At 72.0% G+C, this 21,382-nt stretch carries 20 protein-coding genes; 10 read left to right on the forward strand and 10 right to left on the reverse strand.

The genetic code is table 11. From position 1 onward, the window contains the following. Position 1: 1 nt before the first annotated feature. Complete coding sequence (gene rlmB, locus AB5G72_RS03260) at positions 2–970, forward strand: 23S rRNA (guanosine(2251)-2'-O)-methyltransferase RlmB (protein ID WP_069390413.1); 969 nt, start codon at positions 2–4, stop codon at positions 968–970. A gap of 267 nt (positions 971–1,237) precedes the next feature. Here rlmB and AB5G72_RS03265 read toward each other — a convergent pair whose 3' ends face one another. From AB5G72_RS03265 to otsB, 5 genes are all read right to left on the reverse strand, one after another. Next, a complete protein-coding gene (locus tag AB5G72_RS03265) occupies positions 1,238–2,356 on the reverse strand; it encodes a phosphotransferase (RefSeq protein ID WP_440220982.1) in 1,119 nt (372 codons plus the stop codon). After that, positions 2,353–3,201, reverse strand: coding sequence for a metal ABC transporter permease (locus AB5G72_RS03270; RefSeq protein WP_440220983.1), 849 nt, complete (start codon positions 3,199–3,201; stop codon positions 2,353–2,355). Before AB5G72_RS03270 ends, AB5G72_RS03265 begins: the two co-directional genes overlap by 4 nt. Beyond that, positions 3,201–4,103, reverse strand: coding sequence for a metal ABC transporter ATP-binding protein (locus tag AB5G72_RS03275; protein ID WP_154829030.1), 903 nt, complete (start codon positions 4,101–4,103; stop codon positions 3,201–3,203). Before AB5G72_RS03275 ends, AB5G72_RS03270 begins: the two co-directional genes overlap by 1 nt. Continuing rightward, on the reverse strand, positions 4,093–5,130 hold the full coding sequence (locus AB5G72_RS03280; RefSeq protein ID WP_440220984.1) for a metal ABC transporter solute-binding protein, Zn/Mn family: 1,038 nt from the start codon (positions 5,128–5,130) through the stop codon (positions 4,093–4,095). The genes AB5G72_RS03275 and AB5G72_RS03280 overlap by 11 nt, the downstream gene beginning before the upstream one ends. Positions 5,131–5,213: 83 nt before the next feature. Beyond that, positions 5,214–5,972 carry a trehalose-phosphatase gene (gene otsB, locus AB5G72_RS03285; protein WP_440220985.1) on the reverse strand — a complete coding sequence of 253 codons (759 nt, stop codon included), beginning with the start codon at positions 5,970–5,972 and terminating at the stop codon, positions 5,214–5,216. Between the two features lie 229 nt (positions 5,973–6,201). Here otsB and ehuB point away from each other — a divergent pair, with 229 nt between their 5' ends. From ehuB to AB5G72_RS03315, 6 genes are all read left to right on the forward strand, one after another. Further along, on the forward strand, positions 6,202–7,053 hold the full coding sequence (gene ehuB, locus AB5G72_RS03290) for an ectoine/hydroxyectoine ABC transporter substrate-binding protein EhuB (protein ID WP_205475706.1): 852 nt from the start codon (positions 6,202–6,204) through the stop codon (positions 7,051–7,053). Between the two features lie 29 nt (positions 7,054–7,082). After that, entirely contained in the window at positions 7,083–7,814 is a 732-nt protein-coding gene (gene ehuC / locus AB5G72_RS03295; protein ID WP_335672400.1) for an ectoine/hydroxyectoine ABC transporter permease subunit EhuC, read from the forward strand. Then, positions 7,811–8,455, forward strand: a complete 645-nt coding sequence (gene ehuD, locus AB5G72_RS03300; protein ID WP_440220986.1) for an ectoine/hydroxyectoine ABC transporter permease subunit EhuD — start codon at positions 7,811–7,813, stop codon at positions 8,453–8,455. Before ehuC ends, ehuD begins: the two co-directional genes overlap by 4 nt. 49 nt (positions 8,456–8,504) lie before the next feature. Further along, entirely contained in the window at positions 8,505–9,266 is a 762-nt protein-coding gene (gene ehuA / locus AB5G72_RS03305; protein WP_069388850.1) for an ectoine/hydroxyectoine ABC transporter ATP-binding protein EhuA, read from the forward strand. A gap of 86 nt (positions 9,267–9,352) precedes the next feature. After that, positions 9,353–10,828 carry an amidase gene (locus AB5G72_RS03310; RefSeq protein ID WP_440220987.1) on the forward strand — a complete coding sequence of 492 codons (1,476 nt, stop codon included), beginning with the start codon at positions 9,353–9,355 and terminating at the stop codon, positions 10,826–10,828. Continuing rightward, positions 10,825–11,493 (forward strand): GntR family transcriptional regulator, encoded by a 669-nt coding sequence (locus AB5G72_RS03315; RefSeq protein ID WP_069388851.1) that lies wholly within the window; start codon positions 10,825–10,827, stop codon positions 11,491–11,493. Before AB5G72_RS03310 ends, AB5G72_RS03315 begins: the two co-directional genes overlap by 4 nt. A 29-nt stretch (positions 11,494–11,522) precedes the next feature. On the opposite strand, the gene AB5G72_RS03320 is transcribed toward AB5G72_RS03315, so the two are convergent. Continuing rightward, positions 11,523–12,137: a LuxR C-terminal-related transcriptional regulator gene (locus AB5G72_RS03320; protein ID WP_440220988.1), complete on the reverse strand. Its 615-nt coding sequence runs from the start codon at positions 12,135–12,137 to the stop codon at positions 11,523–11,525. A gap of 97 nt (positions 12,138–12,234) precedes the next feature. On the opposite strand from AB5G72_RS03320, the gene AB5G72_RS03325 reads away from it, so the two are divergent. Next, on the forward strand, positions 12,235–12,507 hold the full coding sequence (locus AB5G72_RS03325; RefSeq protein WP_167507195.1) for a WhiB family transcriptional regulator: 273 nt from the start codon (positions 12,235–12,237) through the stop codon (positions 12,505–12,507). A gap of 33 nt (positions 12,508–12,540) precedes the next feature. Here the strand turns inward: AB5G72_RS03325 and AB5G72_RS03330 are convergent, their stop codons facing one another. From AB5G72_RS03330 to AB5G72_RS03340, 3 genes are read right to left on the reverse strand one after another with little or no spacing between them, the layout of a single operon-like run. Continuing rightward, positions 12,541–14,004 carry an NAD-dependent succinate-semialdehyde dehydrogenase gene (locus tag AB5G72_RS03330; RefSeq protein ID WP_440220989.1) on the reverse strand — a complete coding sequence of 488 codons (1,464 nt, stop codon included), beginning with the start codon at positions 14,002–14,004 and terminating at the stop codon, positions 12,541–12,543. After that, on the reverse strand, positions 14,001–17,033 hold the full coding sequence (locus AB5G72_RS03335; RefSeq protein WP_440220990.1) for an FAD-binding and (Fe-S)-binding domain-containing protein: 3,033 nt from the start codon (positions 17,031–17,033) through the stop codon (positions 14,001–14,003). The genes AB5G72_RS03330 and AB5G72_RS03335 overlap by 4 nt, the downstream gene beginning before the upstream one ends. After that, the gene (locus tag AB5G72_RS03340; RefSeq protein WP_440220991.1) at positions 17,030–18,319 is read right to left on the reverse strand and encodes an aspartate aminotransferase family protein; all 1,290 of its coding nucleotides are present in this window, start codon (positions 18,317–18,319) and stop codon (positions 17,030–17,032) included. The genes AB5G72_RS03335 and AB5G72_RS03340 overlap by 4 nt, the downstream gene beginning before the upstream one ends. Positions 18,320–18,406: 87 nt before the next feature. Here AB5G72_RS03340 and AB5G72_RS03345 point away from each other — a divergent pair, with 87 nt between their 5' ends. Then, a complete protein-coding gene (locus tag AB5G72_RS03345) occupies positions 18,407–19,426 on the forward strand; it encodes a D-2-hydroxyacid dehydrogenase (RefSeq protein WP_440220992.1) in 1,020 nt (339 codons plus the stop codon). Positions 19,427–19,537: 111 nt separating this feature from the next. Further along, positions 19,538–20,401 (forward strand): ectoine hydroxylase, encoded by an 864-nt coding sequence (gene thpD / locus AB5G72_RS03350; protein ID WP_096906082.1) that lies wholly within the window; start codon positions 19,538–19,540, stop codon positions 20,399–20,401. A 56-nt stretch (positions 20,402–20,457) separates the two neighbouring features. Here thpD and AB5G72_RS03355 read toward each other — a convergent pair whose 3' ends face one another. Further along, a complete protein-coding gene (locus AB5G72_RS03355) occupies positions 20,458–21,369 on the reverse strand; it encodes a LysR family transcriptional regulator (RefSeq protein ID WP_067711690.1) in 912 nt (303 codons plus the stop codon). Between the last annotated feature and the right edge of the window lie 13 nt (positions 21,370–21,382).

The raw sequence follows: 21,382 nt of genomic DNA on the forward strand, positions 1-21,382 counted from the left end.
CATGGCGGGCAATTCGAGCCGGCGCGGAGCGATCCGCAAATCCGGCACCAAGAAGGGACAGGTCGTCGGCTCCGGCGGCCAGCGCCGTCGCGGGCTCGAGGCGCGCGGCGCCACCCCCAAGGCCGAGGACCGGACCTACCACCCGGCGCACCGCAAGGCCAAGGCCGCGTCGCGCAAGTCGGACGGTGCCCAGCAGCGCCGCCAGTACGCCCAGAAGAAGGCCGACGGGCCCGAACTCGTGGTGGGCCGCAACCCGGTCGTGGAGTGCCTGCGTGCCGGGGTCCCGGCCACGGCGTTGTTCGTGGCCGTGGGGGCCGACAACGACGAGCGGCTCACCGAGGCCGTGCGGTTCGCCGCCGACAAGGGGATCTCGATCCTCGAGGTGCCCCGCCACGATCTCGACCGGATGACCTCCAACGGCATGCACCAGGGGATCGGTCTCCAGGTGCCTCCCTACGAGTACGCCGACCCGGACGACCTCATCCAGAGCGCCATGCACTCCTCGAAGCCGGCCCTGCTGGTGGCGCTCGACAACATCACCGACACGCGCAACCTCGGCGCCGTCATCCGGTCGGTCGCGGCCTTCGGTGGGCACGGCGTGCTGATCCCCGAGCGGCGCAGCGCGTCCATCACCGCGGTGGCGTGGCGCACCTCGGCCGGCGCCGCGGCCCGCCTGCCCGTGGCCAAGGCGACCAACCTCAACCGGACGCTGCTCGACTGGGCCAAGCAGGGCGCGCAGCTCGTCGGCCTGGACGCCGGGGGCGACGTCTCGCTGGACGACTACGACGGCACCGGCCCCACGGTCATCGTCGTGGGCTCCGAGGGCAAGGGCCTGTCCCGCCTCGTCCGCGAGAACTGCGACTCGATCCTGTCCATCCCGATCGCGTCCGAGGTCGAGAGCCTCAACGCCTCGGTGGCGGCGGGCGTGGTGCTCTCGGAGTTCGCGCGGCAGCGGCGCGTCAAGCGCTGACCCGCCGAGGCGGGAGCCCGGTCCGCCCGGCCCGCGGCATCCGCCCGGCCCGCCAGCGCGCTGGTCCGCGGCATCCGCTACCGCCTCTGGCGTCTCGCACACGCGCCTGAACGTTCGCTCGCCGGCATGGCGTCTGGCCTGCCCCGATGCGCGCGCGAGACGCCATGCCGACGAGCGGCTGTGGGCTGGCCGAGCAGGCGCGTGAGCGAGACGCCAGGCGCGGGAGCGGCTGTAGATGCGGGCGCAGGGGCCGTCCCGCGGAGGGTGTCAGGCCCGCGGCCGGCGCGGGGAGCGGCACCGGTCGAACGCCGACCGGGCGTGCTCCCAGGACTCCACCCCGTAGTACAGGTGGCCGGCGATCATGTAGAGCGCGGCGAACCGCTGGTAGGTCCACGCCCGGTCGAGGAAGGTCTCGTCGGCCCGCCCGGTGTAGTGGGCCAGCACGTCCTCGACGAAGCGCGGGCCGTATTCGTACAGCTCGGCGAAGTCGACGGCCGGGTCGCCCAGGCACATGTCGGTGAAGTCGATGAGGCCGATCCTGCCGGGTCCGCCGAGCCTGCCGGGTCCGCCGAGCCTGCCGGGCCCACTGACCCCACCGGCCCCGCCGAGCCCGCCGGCCGCGCCGAGCCCGCCGGCCGCTTGCCCGGCCGCCTGCCCGCGGTCCCAGTACAGGTGTCGGACGTAGACGTCGTTGTGCAGCAGCACCCGCGGTAGCAGGGTGGACTGCAGCGCCCCGACCTCGTCGCAGATCTCCCGGGCCGTGGCCATCTCGGCGTCGGTGAACACCGCCGGCAGGTTGTTGTCCACGATCCCGCGGACGAAGTCCAGGTTCTCCGGCTGGTAGGAGTGGGGCACCCGGTCGATCGGGGGCGCCGAGGTGTCCTGGATGTGCAGCGCGGCCAGCAGCGCGCCGAGTTGGGCGACGAGCGTCGTCCTCTCGGTGGCGGGCAGGCTGTCGAACAGCTCCGGGGTGAGGCGCTGCCCGCGCACCAGCGGGTACCCGGCGAAGCGACCGTGCGCGGGTACGTGGGAGTAGTGGGGGAGCGCGGCGTCGACGCCACCCGCCAGGTGGTCGAGGACCGCGATCTCGGTCGGCAGCTGCGCGAGCGCCTGATCGTCGGCGGGGAACCGGAAGACCAGCTCGCGGTGGCCGTGCGAATCCGGCCCGGAGCACCCGCGGCAGATCATCACGACGTGGTCCCAGCCCTCGTCGATCCGCTCGGCGGAGTCCCAGGTCAGGGTGGGGTAGGCGGCGCGAATGGCCTCGAGTTCGGCGGCATCGTCGGGCGCTACGGCAGCACCGTCCGCCCCGGCACCGTCCGCCCCAGTACCGTCCGGCTCAGCACCGTCCGGCTCAGCACCGTCCGGCCCGGCACCCCCGGTCATCGCCGCACCGCCGCGACACCGCGGCACGCGAGGTAGATGACGAACGAGATGGTGGTGACGAACACCGAGACCGGCACGCCGGGCGCGAGGGAGAGCAGCATCCCCCCGACGGCCGCGATCTCGGCGAACAGGATCGTCAGCCCGATCGCCCGCAACGGGCTGGAGGTGACGGCGGCCGCGGCGGCGGCCGGCGTGATGAGGAGGGACAGGACCAACAGCGCGCCGACGACCTGCACGGCCTGCGCGGCGGCCAGCCCCACGAGCACGGCGAAGACCATGTTGATGGCCCGCACCGGGACGCCCCGCGCCTCGGCGACCTCGGGGTCGGCGGAGGAGAACACGAGCGGCCGGTACAGCACGATCAGCGCGCTCACGATGATGGCCGCGACCACCGCCATCTGCACCAGCCCGTGCTCGGACACACCCACGATCTGCCCGGTGAGCAGGGAGAAGCTCGTCCCCGAGCGGCCGGGGTAGAGATGGATGAACAACACTGCCAGGCCGAGTCCGAACGCCAGCACCACGCCGATGGAGCTGTCGCGTTGGGACGCCCGGGAGCCCATGAGGCCGAACATGAGGGCGGCGATCACCGACCCCACGATCGCACCGAGCCCCAGGTTCAGCCCGAACAACAGGGCGGCGGCGGCACCGGTGAGGGCGAGCTCGCTGGCGCCGTGCACGGAGAACGACATCTGCCGCATCACGATGAACGGCCCGATCGCCCCGGAGAGAAGGCCGAGCAGTGCGATCGCGGCGAGGCCGAAGAGCACGAAGTCCTGCTCCAGCAGGTACGCGGTGGTCTCGGTGTCGGCGATGGACCCGAGGATCTCGAGCAGTCGGTCCATCAGTGCGCTCCATGTCCGTGGTCGTGGCCGCCTGCGGCGTCGTCATCGTGGTGGTGGTGCCCGCTCGACCAGGGTTCGGCGACGAGGTGCTGGGTGTCGCCCACCACGACGATCTGTCCGCGCACGCGCAGGACCTCGACGGGGGAGGAGTACAACTCGGACATGACCTCGGTGGTGAAGACCTCGTCCGGGGTGCCGATGCGGTGCCGGCCGTCGACCAGGTAGACGATCCGGTCGACCATCGGCAGCACCGGGTTGATCTCGTGGGTGACGAACACGACCGCGGTGTCGTGCTCGCGGCGTCGGTGGTCGAGTACGGAGGCGACGGTGCGTTGACCGGTGAGGTCGAGGCTGAGCAGCGGTTCGTCACAGAGCATGACGCACGGGTCGCACGCGATGGCTTGGGCGACCCGTACGCGTTGTTGTTCGCCGCCGGACATCCGGCCGAGTGGCTTGTCGGCGAGCTTTCCGGCCGCGAGCCTGGTGAGGGCGTCGTCGACGATCCGGCGTTTGCCCGCGCGCCGTGACGGCCAACCGGGGCCCCAGCGGGTGCCGTCGATCCCGAGGGACACGAGGTCGCGTCCGCGCAGGGTGATGCCGGGGTCGAAGGCGCGCTGCTGCGGTACGTAGCCGAGGTGGGTGCCGCGGTCGCCGGGGGCGCGTCCGTCGACGAGGACGGTGCCGGAGTCGGGCCGGTGTTCGCCGAGCAGCACCTTGAGCAGGGTGGTCTTGCCGGCGCCGTTGGGTCCGAGGACGGCCACGAACTCGCCGGGGGCGATCTCCAGGTCGAGGTCGCGGATGAGGGTGCGACCGCCGCGGGAGACCGTCACGCCCTGCAGCGAGACGACCGGTCCGGGGCCGGGGGCGCCGCGGGTGTGGCCCCCCGCCGGTTCAGTGGCCACCGTCGCCCACCGGGGTCGCGTCGGCCAGTGCGCCGGAGACGTCGTCGACGATCCCCGTCATCCAGCCGATGTAGTCGGCGCCCTCGGGGAGGGTCTCGGTGAGGTCGACGACGACGAGGTCGGCGTCCTCGGCCGCGTCGCGGACGCGGGCGGTCACGGAGGTCTCGGTCTGGGTGTTGAAGGCCAGGAACGCGACCCGTCGCTCGGCCAGCAGGTCGAGCATGGCGGCGAGGTCGGCGGCGGACGGATCGGTGTCGTCCTCGACGGAGGCGAGGAACCCGCGCGGCGTCAGGTCGGTCAGGTGCGCGGCCTCAAACAGCTGCGCGCCGACCCGCTCGGTCTGGGCGTAGGGGAAGTGTCCGCGGTCGTGGATCTCGTCGAGCCGGGCCTCGAGCGGGGTCAGGGCGTCGGCGAAAGCGCGGGCGTTGTCGCGGTACTGCTCGGCGTTGCCGGAGTCGATCGCGGCGAGTTCCTCGGCTACCCGCTCGGCCACCGCGGCGGCGGTCGGCAGGCTGAACCAGACGTGTTCGTTCTCGGCCGCCTCGTGCGAGTGGTCGCCGTCGGCATGGTCGTCGCTGTCGGCATGGTCCTCCTCCGCGTGGTCGTGCCCGTCCACGGAGGCACCGGTGACCCGCTCGAACTCGTCGACCCCCCGAACGACGGGGACGTCTCCGGCGTTGTCCAGGGCCATGTCCACGAACGCGTCGTAACCGGCACCGTTGTAGACGACCAGGTCGGCGCCCGCGACCGCGGCGGCATCCGCAGGGCTGGCCTCGTAGGAGTGCGGGTCGGCGGCCGGGTCGGAGATCACCGATTCCACCGAGGCGTTGCCGCCGGCGACCTGCTCGGCGATGTCCGCGTAGACGGTCGTCGAGGCGACCACGGTGGGCCCGTCGTCGCCCGCGCCGGCGTCGCCGTCGGTGCCGCAGGCGGTGAGCACGCCCCCGCCCAGGAGGGCGGCCGCGGCGAGGGCCAGCGCGCGGGGCGTGCGGGCGGGGGAGGTGCGGGCGGGTGAGGAGGACGACATCGTGTGGACCACTCTCGTAGTAATGAGAACCGTTGTCGTTAAGTGTAGATCCGCGACGCGGCGCGCGTGCACATCCGGGGGTGTCAGCCCCGCAGATCGGCGAGAGTGTCGAGCAGCTCCACGACGGCGGGGATGTCCGCGACGCGGTGCGCGGCCGCCGTCTCGCCCTCGCCGACCTTGACGCCGACGTCCTGCGGTCGCAGGTGCGCGAAGCCGCGCTCATCGGTGACGTCGTCGCCAATGAACAGCGCCACCTCCGCTCCGGTCTGCTCGACCATCGTCTCGATGGCCGCGCCCTTGCTCGCCTCCCGCACGGCGATCTCCACGACGTTCTTGCCCTCGGTGACGAACACCCCGTCGAGTGTGGCCGGCCCGGCCATCGCCTCGGCCTGCGCACGTTCCCGCTCCGCGGGATCGGCCACCGGGCGGACGTGCAGGACGGCGGCCGTCGGCTTGGTCTCGACGTGCGCCCCGGGGGTGCGGGAGACGATCTCCTCGAGGGCGGACCGCACCCGGGACAGCAGCGCCACCTCGTCGTCGTCGAGGGGGGAGTCGAAACCACCCTCCCACTCCGACCCGTGGCTGCCCACCAGGACCACCGGGGCGTCGGCGCCGCTCACCTCCGCCAGCGCCGCGCGGTTACGGCCGGACAGCAGGGCGACGGTGGTCCGGGGCAGCCCCGCCAGTCTCGCCAGGGCGTCCGCGGCACCGGGGGCGGGCACGGCCTTCGTGGGGTCGTCGACGAACGGGGCGAGCGTGCCGTCGTAGTCGCACGCCACCACGAGGGTGGGGGCGTCGGCGGCGCGGCGCAGCGCCTCGTCCAGGGTCTCGGCGGTGGTCATGGACGTCAGGATAAGCGCGCCGCCCGGACCCGGGCACCGCGAAAGCCCCCGGCGCGTCATGTGACGCGTGTTACGTTAAGGAGACTCAAAGGCTGAAGTCGGGCGTCTGAAGGACGTACCGGTGAGCGCAGAGGATCGGGCACCGGGTGCGCCCAGTGTCCGACCGCGACCGGAAGGTGAGAAGACCATGGCATCATCAGTGCTGAGGACATCCGTACGCCGTCGTCCGATGAGCGTGATCGCCGCCGCCGCGGTGATCGGCCTGGGGCTCACGGGCTGTACATCGACGAATTCCGACGACGACTCGAGCCTGCTGGAGACCCTGCAGGACCGCGGCAGCGTGACGGTCGGCTTCGCCGGCGAGGCGCCCTACTCGTTCCAGGAGAACGGCGAGCTCACCGGCGCCACCGTCGCCCTCCACCGCGAGATCTTCGGGAATCTGGGCATCGACACCGTCGAGGGCGTGAACGCGGACTTCGGTGCCCTCATCCCCGGTCTCCAGGCCAACCGCTTCGACGTGGTCAGCGCGGGCATGTCGATCCTCCCGGAGCGCTGCGAGCAAGCCGCGTTCAGCGAGCCCGAGTTCAACTACACCACCGCCCTCATGGTCGAGGAGGGCAACCCGATGAACCTCACGGACATGCAGTCCGTCGCCGAGAGCGGTGCGCGGCTCGCGACGATGACGGGCGCGATCGAGTCCGACTACGCCTCCGAGCTGGGTATCGACAGCATGCAGGTCGCCACCCCCCAGGACGGGATGGACGCGGTCACCTCCGGGCGCGCCGACGTCTTCGCCCTGACCGGCATCTCGCTGAACTGGATGAAGAACAACAACCCCGACGCCCCCGTCGAGGTGACCGAGTCGTTCGTCGCGGAGATCAACGGCGAGCCGCAGGTCGGCGCGGGCGGTACCGTGTTCCGCACTGACGACCAGGAGCTCCTCGACGCCTACAACGAGGAACTGGCCAAGATCACCTCCGATCCGGAGAAGTACCTCTCCATCGTGGGTGAGTTCGGGTTCACCGAGGGGGAGCTCCCCGACCCCGCGCTGACGACCGCCGACCTCTGCGCCGGCGAGTGACGGTGCACGGAGTCCGGTGACGAACGACCGTGGAAAGTAACATCGAGGCCTTCCTGGAGGCGTGGCCCCGCTTCCAGGAAGGCATCGTCACCACCATCTATCTGACACTGGGAGGTGCGGCGCTGGGCTTCGCCATGGCGCTGGTCCTCGGCGTGGCGGCCGGGTCCCGCCTCATGGTGATCCGCGGGGTGTCGAGGACGATCGTCGAGTTCTTCCGGGGCACCTCGTTGCTGGTGCAGCTGTTCTGGCTGTTCTTCGTGCTGCCGCTGCTCGGCTACGAACTCGATCCGCTCTTCTGCGGGATCCTGGCGCTGGGACTCAACTACGGCGCGTACGCCGCCGAGGTGGTCCGTGGTTCGCTGGCCTCCGTCCCGACCCCGCAGAAGGAGGCCGCGGTCGCCCTGAACTTCTCGCCCTGGCATCGCATGTCCAAGGTCGTCTTCCCGCAGGCGTGGGTGCAGATGATCCCGCCGCTGAACAACCTCCTGGTCCAGCTCCTCAAGGGGAGTGCCCTGGCCAGCTTCATCCTGCTGCAGGACCTGACCTTCCACATCGGGGAGCTGCGCCGGGTGACCGGCGATACGGTGTTCGCCTTCGGCGTCGGGCTGATCCTCTACTTCGTCATCGCGTACGTCCTCACCCTGTTCATGAACCTCCTCGAGGTCCGGGCGAAGTCCCGCCTTGGGGCGGGGCCGTCGCTCCGTGAGGTGCTCAGCCTGCGACCCGAACGGGTCAACGAAGCAGTGGGGGTGGGCCGATGAGCGTCAACTGGAGCTGGGAACGCGCAATCGAGAGCATCCCGATCCTGCTGGAGGGGTTCCGGATCACCCTGCTGGCCACCGTCGTCGGCTTCCTCATCGCGGCGGTGCTGGGTCTGCTCGTCGCGGTGGTGCGTCGCGCCGCGCCCGCCGTGATCACCGTGCCCCTGCGCCTGGTCACCGAGTTCATCCGCCTGACCCCGCTCGTCGTCCAACTGTTGTTCGCGTACTTCCTGCTCCCGCAGTTCACCGGCCTGCAGATCGGTATCGCCGTGATCGGCGTCCACTACGCGACCTATATGGCTGAGGTGTACCGCGCGGGCATCGACGCGGTCCCGACCGGGCAGTGGGAGGCCGCCCGGGCGCTGTCACTCCCCGCGGGGCGCACGTGGCGTGCCGTCGTCCTGCCCCAGGCGATCCGCAACACGGTCCCGGCGCTCGGCAACTACGCGATCTCCCTGTTCAAGGACACCCCGTTCCTGTTCGCGATCACGGTGGTGGAGATGGTGACCGCCGCGCAGCAGTACGGCGCCCGCAACTTCCAGTACCTCGAGCCGATCACCCTCGCCGGGGTGATCTTCCTGCTCGCGAGCTACCCGACCTCGATCCTCATCCGGAGACTGGAGAAGTCCCTTGTCTACTGACCCCAGCACGCCGACGCGGCCGAGCACGCCGACAGGCGGCGAGTCGCCGATGGTGGTGTTCGAGAAGGTGGTCAAGCAGTTCGGCGACCACGTGGTCCTGGACCACCTCGACTTCACCGTGCGGCGGGGCGAGCGGGTCGCGCTGATCGGCCCCAGCGGGTCGGGCAAGACGACGATCCTGCGCCTGCTGATGACCCTCGAGGAGGCGAACGACGGCGTGATCTGGGTGGAGGGCGAACCCCTGACCCACCAATTCAAGGGCGACACGCTGGTCAAGGCCTCCCAGAAGCACCTGCGCGCCGTCCGCTCGAAGATCGGGATGGTGTTCCAGCAGTTCAACCTGTTCCCCAACATGACGGTGCTCGAGAACATCACCGAGGCGCAGATCCACGTCCTGGGGCGGTCCAAGGGGGAGGCGGTGGAGCGGGCACGCGAACTCCTCGACACCGTCGGTCTCGCGGACAAGGAGAACGCCCACCCGACCACGCTGTCGGGCGGGCAGCAGCAGCGGGTCGCCATCGCCCGGGCGCTGGCGATGGATCCCGATATCCTGCTCCTCGACGAGGTCACCTCGGCTCTCGATCCCGAGCTGGTCGCCGACGTGCTCGGGGTGCTGCGGATGATCGCCGAGTCCACCGACATCACGATGCTCATCGTGACCCACGAGATGGGGTTCGCCCGCGACGTGGCCGACCGCGTGCTGGTGTTCGATCAGGGCAAGATCGTGGAGGAGGGTACTCCCGAGGCCATCTTCACCGATCCCAAGCAGGACCGGACACGCACGTTCCTCAAGGCCGTCCTCGAACGGTGACCCGCGCCGTGTGGCGTGACGCTTGACCGTGACCCGGCCGCCTGTAGGATTGTCGACAATCAGACGGTTCCATGGAAGGCGCGCCGATGACCCTGTCGCACACGGCCCTCGAACTGGCCGACGGCTACCGCCGGGGCGAACTCTCCCCGGTCGATGCCGCCGAGGAGGTGCTCACCGCGATCGATCGGGTCGACGGCGAGATCAACGCCTTCTGTCACGTCGATCGTGACGCGACGCTGACGGCCGCGCGGTCGTCCGAGGAGCGGTACCACCGTGGTGAACCGCTGAGCCCGCTGGACGGCGTCCCCACCACGATCAAGGACATCTTCTACACCCGCGGCGTCCCGACGCTCCGGGGTTCCCGGCTCCTGGCCGACAAGCCCGGTGCGTCCGATCCCGCCTCGTGGCCCGACGACGCCCCCGTCACATCGGCGGTCGGTGAGGCCGGGTGCGTGGTGATCGGCAAGACCACCACCCCGGAGTTCGCGTGGAAGGGGGTCACGGACAACACGCTCACCGGGATCACCCGTAATCCGCACGACCCGGGCCTCACCCCGGGCGGATCCAGCGGCGGGGCGGCGGCCGCGGTCGCCGCCGGGCTCGGCCAGCTCGCACTGGGCACCGACGGCGGCGGGTCGGTGCGCATCCCCGCCGCGTTCTGCGGGATCGTGGCGCTCAAGCCCACCTACGGCGTGATCCCCATGTTCCCGTCCAGCCCGTTCGGCACGCTCGCGCACGCCGGGCCGATGACCCGCACGGTCGCCGACACGGCCGCGTTCATGGACACCCTCCTGCGTCCGGACCCCCGCGACTGGTCGGCGGTGCCGGCGCGCGCGACGACCCCCGGTCCGGGCGGGTACCTCGCCGCGGCCGTCGACGGCTCACGCGGGGACCGCCCACTCGAGGGACTGCGCGTCGCGTACAGCCCCGACCTCGGTTTCGGCACCACCGACCCGGAGGTCGAGCGGGAGGTCGGACGCGCGGTCGCCGTACTGGAATCGCTGGGAGCGCGGGTCGAGACGGTCGACCCCGGGATCACCGACCCGGTCGACGCGTTCCACGTCCTGTGGTTCGCCGGACTCGCCGCGGTCCTCGCGCCCCACGGGCCGGGCGCCGTCGACCACGTCGACCCGTCGATGCGCGAGGCGCTGGAGCGGTACCACGACTACTCCGCCGCCGACTATCTCGACGCCGTGGCGGTGCGGATGGCCCTGGGCGCGCGGATGGCCGACTTCCACCAAGCCCACGACATCCTCATCACGCCCACCACGCCGATCGCCGCCTTCGCGGCGGGATCGGACGTGCCGCCGGGCTGGGGCAGTCCCGACTGGACGTCGTGGACGCCGTACACCTATCCGTTCAACATGACCCAGCAGCCGGCGCTGAGCGTCCCCTGCGGGACGACCGACGCGGGCCTCCCGGTGGGGCTGCAGGTGGTGGGTGCGCGGTTCGAGGACCGACTGGTGGTCCGGGTCGGTGCCGCACTCGAAGCCGCGCTCGGTCAGGTCGTGCCCACCCCGCGGGTCCACGCGGCGGAGCGGCCGGGGGACGGTCGGCCGTGATCGACTCGACCGCGGGACTGGAACCCGTCGTCCAGGAGTCGACGCCGTCCCTCATCGCGCGCGCTCTGCGGAGGGGCATCGCGGACGGCTCGCTGGCCCCCGGGACACAACTGGGCGAGGCCGCTCTCGCACGCTCGCTCGGCGTGAGTCGCGGCCCGCTGCGCGAGGCGATGCAGCGGCTCACCCAGGAGGGGTTGCTCGTCTCGCACCGCAATCGCGGACTGTTCGTCGCCGACCTGACGCCCGACGCCGTCGAGGACATGTACCTGCTGCGGACGACCATCGAGACCGGTGCTCTGGAGCGGGTGCTCGATCTGGGTCTGGGGGAGGCCACTGCCGACGCCCTCGACGCGGCCGTCGACGCCATGGCGGCGCTGGCCGACGAACCCCGGTCCGCGGCCATGGTGGCGGCGGATCTGGACTTCCACCACGCGCTGGTGGAGGCCGCGCGGAGCCCGCGGTTGTCGCGGGTGCACGAGACCGTGGTGGTGGAGACGAGTATGTGCCTCCACGCGATGCGCAGCACCTATACCGACGCCGCGTCCAGGCTCACGGAGCACCGCGCGATCGCGGACGCGGTGCGCTCGGGCGACCGACTCCGGGCCCGGACGTTGCTCGTCGACCACATGCGGGACGGGCTGGCCAGGGTCAGCGAGGGCGCGTAGCTCGGGGGACGGCGGTCAGGGCACGGAGCTCAGTGGCTCGACCCGAGGCCGTTCCGCAGTGCCCACGCCACGGCCTGCGGCCGGGTCGTCACCCCTATCTTGCGGTAGGCGTCCCGGATGTAGGACTTCACGGTGTTGATCGACAGGTAGCAGGCCGCGGTGATCTCCTCGTTCGACCGACCCTGGGTGATGAGCGCCAACATCTCCGCCTCCCGGGGGGTCAGGCCCACACCGCCAGTGGGCCACGGCGCGGCCGGCCCGGAGTCCTCCCGGTCGATCACCGTGACGCGCCCACCGGCCGCGATGCGTTCGATCCCGCTGACCAGCTCGTCCCCGATCAGGGACTTGGCGAGAAAACCCCGGGCCCCGGCCGCCAGCGCCTCGTCGACGGCCTTCGGATCGGTGATGAACGAGTAGACCGCCACCGCGCCGATCTGCGGGTCACGGGCGAGTTCGGCGCACCGCTGCTGCCACCCGGGGCCGGAGCCGAAGGTGTCGAACAGGGCGACGTCGACCGGCGTGGCGACGTCGGTCGCGTGATGGGTCGGCACCACGTGCACCCGGTCGGCGTACGGACCCAGCAGGGCCTCCACACCGGCGACGACCAGCGAGTAGTCGTTGACCACCGAGACCCGGACCTTCATGAAGGGACATTAGCAGTTGTGACCCATCCCACCCCTGGGGGTGTGCCGAATCCCCCGGGGACATCGGAAGCTGGACCGGACGGCGAGGGGAACCATGATGCAGACAGCGATGACCAGACTCGACGATCGGTGGGCGTGGGCCGACTCCGGGATGTGCCGCGAGATCCCGGACCTCTTCTACAACTCGGAGGACGAGGCCAAGTCGACGCGGCGCCGCAAGGAGGCCGCCGCCAAGAAGCTCTGCGGGCAGTGTCCCGTCATCGACGCGTGCCGCCAGCACGCGATGGCCCAGCGTGAGCTGTACGGCGTCTGGGGCGGGATGACCGAGGCCGAGCGTCACCGCCGGGCCGGCCGCGTGCGCACCGGCTAGGGGAGCCAGCGGGTCGGCTCGGTTCGGGTCGGCTCAGCGCACGGGGATCGCGACCAACTTGGTCTCGACGAACTCCTCGATCCCGCTGAGCCCGCCCTCGCGCCCCAGCCCGGACTGCTTGATGCCGCCGAACGGGGCGGCCGGGTTGGACACGACGCCGACGTTGATGCCGACCATGCCGGCCTGGAGTCGCTCGGACATGGTCATGGCGCGGTCGAGGTTCTCGGTCATGACGTAGGAGACCAGTCCGAACTCGGTGTCGTTGGCCAGTGCCACCGCCTCGTCGTCGGTGTCGAACGGTACGAGGGCGGCGACGGGGCCGAAGATCTCGGTCGACATCAGCTCGGCGTCCGGGGTGACACCGGTGAGCACGGTGGGCGGGTAGAAGTAGCCGGGGCCCTCCAGGCGCGAACCGCCGGTCAGCACCTCGGCCCCGCGCTCGACGGCGTCGTCGACCAGGTCCACGACCTTGGTGACAGCCTTCTCCTCGACCAGGGGGCCCACGTCGGTGCCGTCGGTCGTGCCGTCGCCCACGGTCAGGGCGGACATCTTCTCGGTCAGGCGCCGACCGAACTCGTCCAGTACCGAGCGGTGCACGAGGATCCGGTTGGCGGACGTGCAGGCCTCGCCCATGTTGCGCATCTTGGCGGCCATCGCCGCGGCGACGGCGGTGTCCATGTCCGCGTCCTCGCAGACCACGAACGGCGCGTTGCCGCCGAGCTCCATGGAGGTGCGCAGCACCCCGCGCGCGCACTGCTCGAGGAGCGTGCGGCCGACGGGCGTGGATCCGGTGAAGGACAGCTTGCGGGCGATGCCGGAGTCGATCCACGGCTCCACCACGCCGCCGGCGTCGGTCGTGCACACCACGTTGAGGACGCCGTCGGGCAGCCCCGCCTCGCGCAGGAGGTCCACCACGTACAGCGAGGTCAGTGGCGTGAGGTTGGCGGGCTTGAAGACCATGGTGCAGCCGGCGGCGATGGCGGGTCCGATCTTGCGGGTGGCCATGGCCAGGGGGAAGTTCCACGGGGTGATGAGGATGCACGGTCCCACGGGCTCGTGGGTGACCATGAGCCGGGTCTTGCCGTCGGGGGAACGGCGGGCGTCGCCGCGGATGCGGCAGGCTTCTTCGGAGAACCAGCGGAAGAACTCGGCGCCGTAGGTCACCTCGCCCTTCGCCTCGGCCAGTGGCTTGCCCATCTCGGTGGTCATGAGCAGCGCCAGCTCGTCGGCGCGCTCGACGATCAGCTCGTAGGCCCGGCGCAGGATCTCGGCCCGCTCGCGGGCGGGGACCGCCGCCCACGACGGCTGGGCGCGACCGGCGGCCTCGATCGCGGCGGCGGCATCACCGGCCCCGCCGTCGGCGATGGTCGCGATCGCGTCACCGGTCGCGGGGTTGACCACGTCGAACGTCGCGCCGGAGGCGGCGTCGCGCCAGGCCCCGTCGACGTGGATGCCGGTCCCGAGGGCACTGATGATGTCGGCTGCGGAGCGGGTCATGTGGGCCTCCTGGTGGGTGCGGGGCGGGGGTCGGGACGGGGGTCGGGGTCGAGCAGTTCGAACAGGTGGCGGCCGGTGCGGCCGGGTCCCGTGGTGGGGTCGCCGGCGCCGAGGTGGTCGACCTGGGTGGCGCACGAGAACCCGTCGGTGAGGACGGGGGCGTCGGTGTCGGCGCGCAGGGCGGGGGCGAGGGCGAGTTCGGCGACGGCCGCGGTGACGGTCTCGTGGCCGGCGGTGAAGCCGAAGTCGCCGGCGACGCCGCAGCAGCCGGTCGCCTCGCGGACCGAGCCCACGCCGAGGGCGGTGAGCGTGGCGCGTTGGACGCGGTTGCCGAAGGTCGCGTACTCGTGACAGTGGGTCTGGACGGTGACGCGGTCCGGGGGCGCGCCGCCGGGCCACGCGGGGGCGCGGCCCTCGGTGGCGAGCCTGCCGAGGTGGTCGGCGGAGGAGCGGACACGGGCGGCCACGCGGCGTGCGGCGTCCGCGTGGGGGGTGTCGGCGAGCAGGCGGGGGAGGTCCTCGCGGAGGGTGGCGGCGCAGGAGGGTTCGACGACGACGACGGGGACCTCCTCCCCGCCCGGCCCGCGGATCGCGTCGAGGCGGCGCGCGGTCGAGGTCATGGTGCGGCGTGCGGCATCGAGTCGGCCGGTGGTGACGTGGGTCAACCCGCAGCACTGGTCGGCTGTGCAGGCGACGGAGGTGTGCGTGCCGCCCAGCACGCGGGCGGCGGCGCCGGCGACCGCGGGGCGCAGTCCGCGGGTGAACGAGTCGAGGAACAGCACGACCTCCGCGGAGGTGCGCCCCGGCTCCGGTTCGCGGACGGTCCACACGCTCTCCGGGACCCGGGCGAGCTCCTCGCGCAGCTGACGGGCGGACGCGAAGCGGGGCAGGGTGCGCTCGGTGCTCAGGCCGCCCATCCGTGCCGCGGCGCGGCCGGCGCGGGTCCCCAGCAGGGCGTTGATGGGCCCGGCCGCGCGGACGGTGCCGCGCAGCCACAGCGGGAGCAGGCCCAGCGAGTAGTGGGCCGTCGGTCGCACTCGACGCGTGTAGCGACGGTGCAGGGCCTCGGACTTGAAGGTGGCCATGTCGACGCCGGTGGGACAGTCCGACGAGCACGCCTTACACGCGAGGCACAGTTCGAGCGACTCCTCCACCGCGGGGTCGTCGATGGGCAGGGTGCCGCGGACCACCTCCTGCAGGACGCGGGCCCGACCGCGGGTGGAGTCCTTCTCGTCCCCGGTGGCCCGGAAGGACGGGCACATCACGCCACCGGAGGTGGTGCGGCAGCGGCCCACGCCGATGCAGGCCTGGACCGGGTGGGCACCGTCCGGCGACGTGAGCAGGCCCAGGTCGCGCCTGCCCACCCCGGTCAGCGCCAGGTCGGCGTCGAGGGGTCGGGTGGCGGTCAGGCCGCCCGGGGCGAGGATCCCCGCCGGGTCCCAGAGTCCGGCGAAGCGGGCGAAGGCGTCCAGCATCTCGGGCGAGTACATCACCGGCAGCAGCTCGGAGCGGGCGCGGCCGTCGCCGTGCTCCCCGGACAGCGACCCGCCGTGCCGCACCACGAGGTGGGCGGCGTCGGTGCAGAACGCGCGCATGATGGCCCGGCCCGCGTCCGAGCGCAGGTCGAAGCTGATGCGGATGTGCATACAGCCCGCCCCGAAGTGCCCGTACATGACGCCCGTGAGCTCGTGCCGGGCAAGCAGGTCGCGGAAGTCGGCGAGGTAGTCGGCGAGCCGCTCGGGGGCGACGGCGGAGTCCTCCCAGCCGGGCCAGGACTCGATGGTCGCGCCCGTCGCCGGATCGGTCAGTCTCGAGCTCAGCCCGGCGCCGTCCTCACGCACGCGCCACAGGTCCGCGCGGGCCACGGGATCGGTCACGACGAGGACCTCGAGAGCGTGGCCGTCCCGCGTCAGCTCGTCGGCCAGTTCGGCCACCCGGGCGTCGAGCCCACGACCGCCGGCGCCGGCCTCGTCGTCGTCGCCCCCGTCGTCGTCACTCCCGTCGTCATCGAGTTCCACGAACAGCCACGCGTGGCCGCGCGGCAGCTCGGCGACCGAGTCGGCGCCGCGGCGCTGCCGCATCGTCGCGACGATCACCTCGTCGATACCCTCTACGGCTGTGGGGCGGTGTCGCAGGATGGCTGGCACGTCCCGCGCAGCGTCCACCACGTCGGCGTACCCCACGACTGCCAGCCCGGTGCGCGCGGAACGGGGGACGGCCCGCACGGTCGCGGCGGTGACGATCGCGCACGTGCCCTCGGAGCCCACGAGGGACCGCGCCACGTCGAAGCCCTCCTCGGGCAGCAGGTGACGCAGGTGGTAGCCGGACACCTGGCGGGGGAGGCGGCCGAGTTCGGTGCGGATGGCGGCCAGGTGGTCGGCGGTCAGGTCCTGCAACCGTGTGGTGAGGTGCTCGGCGCGGGCGGCGGCGGGCGCGTCGGCCGGATCGGTGGCCTCGACGCCGCTGCGGGTGGCGGTGAGGCGCAGTCCGTCGGCGGTGACGATCCGCAGCGCCTCGACGTGGTCGGCGGTCCGGCCGTGGCGCACGGAGTGGTTGCCGCACGCGTCGTTGCCGATCGCGCCGCCCAGGCAGGCGCGGGACTGGCTCGAGGGGTCCGGGGCGAAGGTCAGGCGGTCGCCCGTGGCGGCGTGGACGGCCGCGCGCAGGGCCGTGAGCACGGTGCCGGCCTCGGCGGTGACGGTCCCCGCCGCCTCGTCCACCTCGAGGACCCGGTTCATGTGCCGGGACAGGTCCAGGACCAGGCCGGTGCCGATCGCGTTCCCGGCCATCGACGTGCCGCCGCCACGGGCGGTCGCGGGAACCCCGAGCCGGTGACACACGGCCAGGGAGGTGGCGACCTCGCTCTCCGACCGCGGGAACAGCACGGCGGCGGGCACGACCCGGTAGTTCGAGGCGTCGTAGGAGTACTCGGCGATCCGGCGGGGGTCCGACTCGGGCGCCAGACCCGCGTCCACGAGCGCGCCGACGAGCGCCCGCCCGGGGGCGTCCGGTGCGACGTGGGAGGTCACGCCGCCCCGTCGCACACCCGGTGCACGGCGCGGGTGAAGCGCTCGACACCAGCGTCCACCTCGTCGGCGGTCACCACCAGCGCGGGGATGAGGCGCACGACCGAACCGGTCGGGCCGCAGGTCAGGGTGAGCAAGTCCTCGTCGATGCACGCCTGCTGCACCGCCGCGGCCAGGCGGGCGGCCTCGAGCGCACCGGAGCTGCCGGCGGGCGCGCCTGCGTCGCCGAACTCGACGCCCAGCATGAGCCCGGTCCCGCGGATGTCGCAGATCTCGCCCACGTCGCCGAGGGTACGCCGGAGCGCGTCGAGAAGCTGGGTTCCGCGGGCGGCGGCGTTGTCCACCAGGCCTTCGCGCTCGACCACGCCGAGGGTGGCGACCCCGGCCGCCGCGGCGACCGCGTTGCCGCCGTAGGTGCCGCCCTGCGACCCCGGCCAGGCCTTGGCCATGAGGGCGGAGGGTGCGGCGATCGCGGAGATGGGGAAGCCCGAGGCGATGCCCTTGGCGGTGATGATCATGTCCGGCACGAGCCCGTCGGTGTGCTGGTGACCCCAGAACCGGCCGGTGCGCCCGATGCCGGCCTGGACCTCGTCGAGGATCAGCAGCGCGCCGGTCCGGTCGGCGCGCTCGCGCAGTCCCTCCAGGTAGCGCGGGGGAGTGGCCATGTACCCGCCGTCGCCCAGCACGGGTTCGATGAGGAAGGCCGCGATCTCGCGGGCGTCGACCCGGGTGGCCATGAGGTAGTCGAGCTCGGCCAGCGCGAAGTCGATCGCGTCGTCCTCCGTCCACCCGTGGCGCAGGGCGTGCGGGAACGGGGTCATCACGACTCCACCCATGAGCGGGGAGAACCCGGCGGAGAAGCGGGTGCCCGCGGTGGTGAGGCTGGCGGCGGCGACGGTGCGGCCGTGGAAGCCGCCCTGGACGGTGACGATGTTGGGCCGGCCGGTGGCCATGCGGGCCAGCCGGACCGCGGCCTCGACTGCCTCGGATCCGGAGTTGGCGTAGAAGACCGAGTCGATCCCCTCGGGCAGGTGCTCGCCCAGCTTCTCGGTGAGCTCCAACAGCGGCTGGTGCATGACGGTCGTGTACTGCGCGTGGATGATCTTCCCGCACTGCTCGCGTGCCGCGGCGACCACGGCGGGGTGGCAGTGGCCGGTGCTGGTCACGCCGATGCCGGTCGTGAAGTCCAGGTAGTCGCGGCCGTCGGTGCCGTGGATCCACGAGCCGAGGGCGTGGTCCACCACGACGGGCGTGGCCTGCTTGAGATGGGGCGACAGGTGCGCGGTCATGGGTGCCAGTGTGTGGCGCGCCACGGTCGATTGTCAACAATCCGACGATTCTGGTTCGCGGGAGGGTCGTCGCGTTACGGTGGGGCCATGACGCAGCCGCACCGCGACCTGGGCCACCACGACCCGGGCAACCATGACCCGGGCACCCGGCCGACCGTCGTCGTCCTCACCGCGGACGGCGTCGAGCCCCCCACCACCCTCGCGCTGATCCGCGAGCTCGCCGACGTGCGCGAGTGCACGGCCGACACCCTCGCGCAGGCTCTGCCCGGGGCCGAGATCCTGCTGGTGTGGGACATCTTCTCCGACGCCCTGGCCTCCGCCTGGCACGCCGCCGACGCGCTGCGGTGGGTCCACGTGGCCGCCGCCGGGGTGGACAAGCTCCTCTTCGACGAGCTGCGCGACTCCGACGTGCTGGTCACCAACGCCCGCGGGGTCTTCGACGGGCCGATCGCCGAGTACGTCCTGGCCTGCGTCCTGGCCCACGACAAACGGCTCCACGAGACCGAGGCGCTGCAGCGCGCGGGTCAGTGGCGCCACCGCGAGACCACCCGGGTGGCCGGCCGGCGCGCCCTGGTGGTGGGCACCGGCGGCATCGGACGGGCCACCGCGCGGCTACTGCGGGCGGTCGGGCTCGACGTCAGCGGGGCCGGACGTCGACCGCGCGACGACGACGAGGACTTCGGCCGCGTCCTGGATTCCGCGCACCTGTCCGAGCATCTCGGCGACGTGGACCATCTCGTCATGGTGGCGCCGCTGACCGACGCCACACGGGGGCTGCTCGGCCCCGCGGAACTGGCCGCCCTGCCCGACGGCGCTCACGTGGTGAACGTCGGTCGCGGAGAGCTGGTCGATCAGGAGGCCCTCACGCGCGAGATCGGGACGGGCAGGCTCTCGGCGCACCTGGACGTCCTCGTCGTCGAACCCCTCCCCGACGGTGACGTGCTCTGGACCCTCGACGGCGCGCACATCAGTCCCCACATGTCCGGCGACGTCGTGGGGTGGCGGGACACACTGTCCGGGCAGTTCCTCGACCACCTGCGCACGTGGGTCGGCGGCGGGACCCCCGGCCCGATTGTGGATAAAGGTCGAGGATACGTCAGCGGCTGAGCGGTTGTCCGTGGTCATCTCGACGGATACGGTCGGCTCCGCGAGAGGTGGCACTCCTCGCTTTTCCCGAGTCAGCCGGGGTTTTCAGGCTGAGGAGAGAAAGGAGTCGTAATGACCATTGCCGTAGATGACTACCAGTCCCGCGTGAGCGGGCGACCGGAGATCGTCGAGCGCCGTGACCCCGTCCTGTGGGGACGCAGCGAGGATCCCGAGGTCCTCCAGTTCGGCGAGCGCGGCTACATCCAGCGTGAGGGCGCACTCGACCGGCAGCGGATCGACGCCTGCCTGGCCGAGATCGACCGCATCGGATCCGATCCACAGATGGCCGGCGACCCCCGGATCATCCGCGAGGCCGGCAGCGAGGCCGTCCGTTCGATCTTCGACGTCCACGACCTGAGTGAGGTCGTGTGGGAGGCGGTCGAGCGATCCGGCGCGATCGACCTGGCCCGGCAGATCCTCGGCTCGGACGTCTACGTCCACCAGAGCCGGCTCAACTACAAGCCCGGATTCGCCGGCGGCGCCTTCTACTGGCACTCGGACTTCGAGACCTGGCACGCCGAGGACGGCATGCCCCGGCCGCGTGCGTGCAGCGCCTCCCTGGCGCTCACACCCAACGAGACCTACAACGGGCCCCTGATGATCATGCCGGGCACGCACAAGTACTACGTGCAGTGCGCGGGTGAGACTCCGGAGAACTACTACAAGGAATCGCTCGTCTCGACGTCGCCGAAGATCGGCGTCCCGTCCGAGGAGCACATCTCCGAGATGTACGAGCGCCACGGTCTCGACGTGCTCACGGGCGGGGCGGGATCGATGACGATGTTCGACTGCAACGCCCTGCACGCCTCGGGCGGCAACATCACGCCGCTGCCCCGGGCGAACGTGTTCATCGTGTTCAACAGTGTGGAGAACGAGTTGACCGAGCCGTTCGCGGGCACCCCGCCGCGGCCGGACTTCCTCGCGCGCCGGCCCTGAGCCGGACACCGGTGCCGGGCCCCGCGGGTGCGGGACCCGGCATCGGTGCGCCGGAGTCAGGCGGGGTCCAGGCCGACCTCGCGCGCGCCGTCGGTGAACGCCTCGACGAACGCCTGCAGTGGTCGCCGCCGGGCGTCCCGACGGCGATAGGTGATCGACACCGTCCTGGTGAGCTCGTCGGTCAGGGGAATCACCTCCACGTCCGCGCCGAAGGTGCTCAGCCCGAGGTCGGAGGCCAGGGTGACCCCGAGGCCCGCGGCGACCAGGGACAGCGCCGTGGACTGCTCGCCCGCCTCGTGCCGCACGTCGGGTTCGAACCCCGCCTCGCGACAGGCGATCCGCACCGCGCGACCGAAGTGCGACCGCGGGTGCGCGACGACCCACGGCGCCCCGGAGAGGTCGGCCAGCGACAGTCGGGTCGAGTCCACGAAGCCGCGGGGGACGACCGCGTGCAGTGACTCCCTCGCGATGGGCACCCGCACCAGGTCGGTCACGTCCGCCATCACGTAGCTGGAGTAGTCCAGCACGAACGACAGATCGAGCGAGCCGTCCCGGACCGCGCCGGTGGTGTCCTCCGGGGCGAGCTCCCGGGTCCGCACCACGATGCCCGGGTGGTCGCGCGCCAGGATCCGCATCCCGGCGGGCAGCAGCGTGACGGCCACCGACGCCCACACCCCGGCGGTGAGGTTCGTGCCGACGCCCGCACGGGCCGATTCCATGGCGTGACCGGCGTCCTCCACGGCGGACAGGATCGTCCGCGCGTGCCCGGCCAGTATGAGCCCCGCCTCGGTCAGCGCGAGCCCGCGACCCCGCTTCTCGAACAGCGGGGTCCCCGCCTCCCGCTCGAGCAACGAGAGTTGCTGCGACACGGCCGAGACGGTGTACCCCAGCGCGGCCGCGACCGCGGTGACGGTGCTGCGGCGCTCCAACTCGGCGAGCAGCCGTAGCCGGTGCAGTGACGGCTCCATTCCCCGAGCGTAG

The sequence above is a fragment of the Dietzia sp. MNB45 genome (assembly GCF_051994785.1).
Lineage (GTDB): Bacteria > Actinomycetota > Actinomycetes > Mycobacteriales > Mycobacteriaceae > Dietzia > Dietzia kunjamensis.

Bases quoted from the DNA above. Each gene is read 5' to 3' on its own strand.
- rlmB (WP_069390413.1), top strand. From the start codon at position 2: ATGGCGGGCAATTCGAGCCGGCGCGGAGCGATCCGCAAATCCGGCACC.
- AB5G72_RS03265 (WP_440220982.1), bottom strand. From the start codon at position 2,356: ATGACCGGGGGTGCCGGGCCGGACGGTGCTGAGCCGGACGGTGCTGAG.
- AB5G72_RS03270 (WP_440220983.1), bottom strand. From the start codon at position 3,201: ATGGACCGACTGCTCGAGATCCTCGGGTCCATCGCCGACACCGAGACC.
- AB5G72_RS03280 (WP_440220984.1), bottom strand. From the start codon at position 5,130: ATGTCGTCCTCCTCACCCGCCCGCACCTCCCCCGCCCGCACGCCCCGC.
- otsB (WP_440220985.1), bottom strand. From the start codon at position 5,972: ATGACCACCGCCGAGACCCTGGACGAGGCGCTGCGCCGCGCCGCCGAC.
- ehuB (WP_205475706.1), top strand. From the start codon at position 6,202: ATGAGCGTGATCGCCGCCGCCGCGGTGATCGGCCTGGGGCTCACGGGC.
- ehuD (WP_440220986.1), top strand. From the start codon at position 7,811: ATGAGCGTCAACTGGAGCTGGGAACGCGCAATCGAGAGCATCCCGATC.
- ehuA (WP_069388850.1), top strand. From the start codon at position 8,505: ATGGTGGTGTTCGAGAAGGTGGTCAAGCAGTTCGGCGACCACGTGGTC.
- AB5G72_RS03310 (WP_440220987.1), top strand. From the start codon at position 9,353: ATGACCCTGTCGCACACGGCCCTCGAACTGGCCGACGGCTACCGCCGG.
- AB5G72_RS03320 (WP_440220988.1), bottom strand. From the start codon at position 12,137: ATGAAGGTCCGGGTCTCGGTGGTCAACGACTACTCGCTGGTCGTCGCC.
- AB5G72_RS03325 (WP_167507195.1), top strand. From the start codon at position 12,235: ATGCAGACAGCGATGACCAGACTCGACGATCGGTGGGCGTGGGCCGAC.
- AB5G72_RS03330 (WP_440220989.1), bottom strand. From the start codon at position 14,004: ATGACCCGCTCCGCAGCCGACATCATCAGTGCCCTCGGGACCGGCATC.
- AB5G72_RS03340 (WP_440220991.1), bottom strand. From the start codon at position 18,319: ATGACCGCGCACCTGTCGCCCCATCTCAAGCAGGCCACGCCCGTCGTG.
- AB5G72_RS03345 (WP_440220992.1), top strand. From the start codon at position 18,407: ATGACGCAGCCGCACCGCGACCTGGGCCACCACGACCCGGGCAACCAT.
- thpD (WP_096906082.1), top strand. From the start codon at position 19,538: ATGACCATTGCCGTAGATGACTACCAGTCCCGCGTGAGCGGGCGACCG.
- AB5G72_RS03355 (WP_067711690.1), bottom strand. From the start codon at position 21,369: ATGGAGCCGTCACTGCACCGGCTACGGCTGCTCGCCGAGTTGGAGCGC.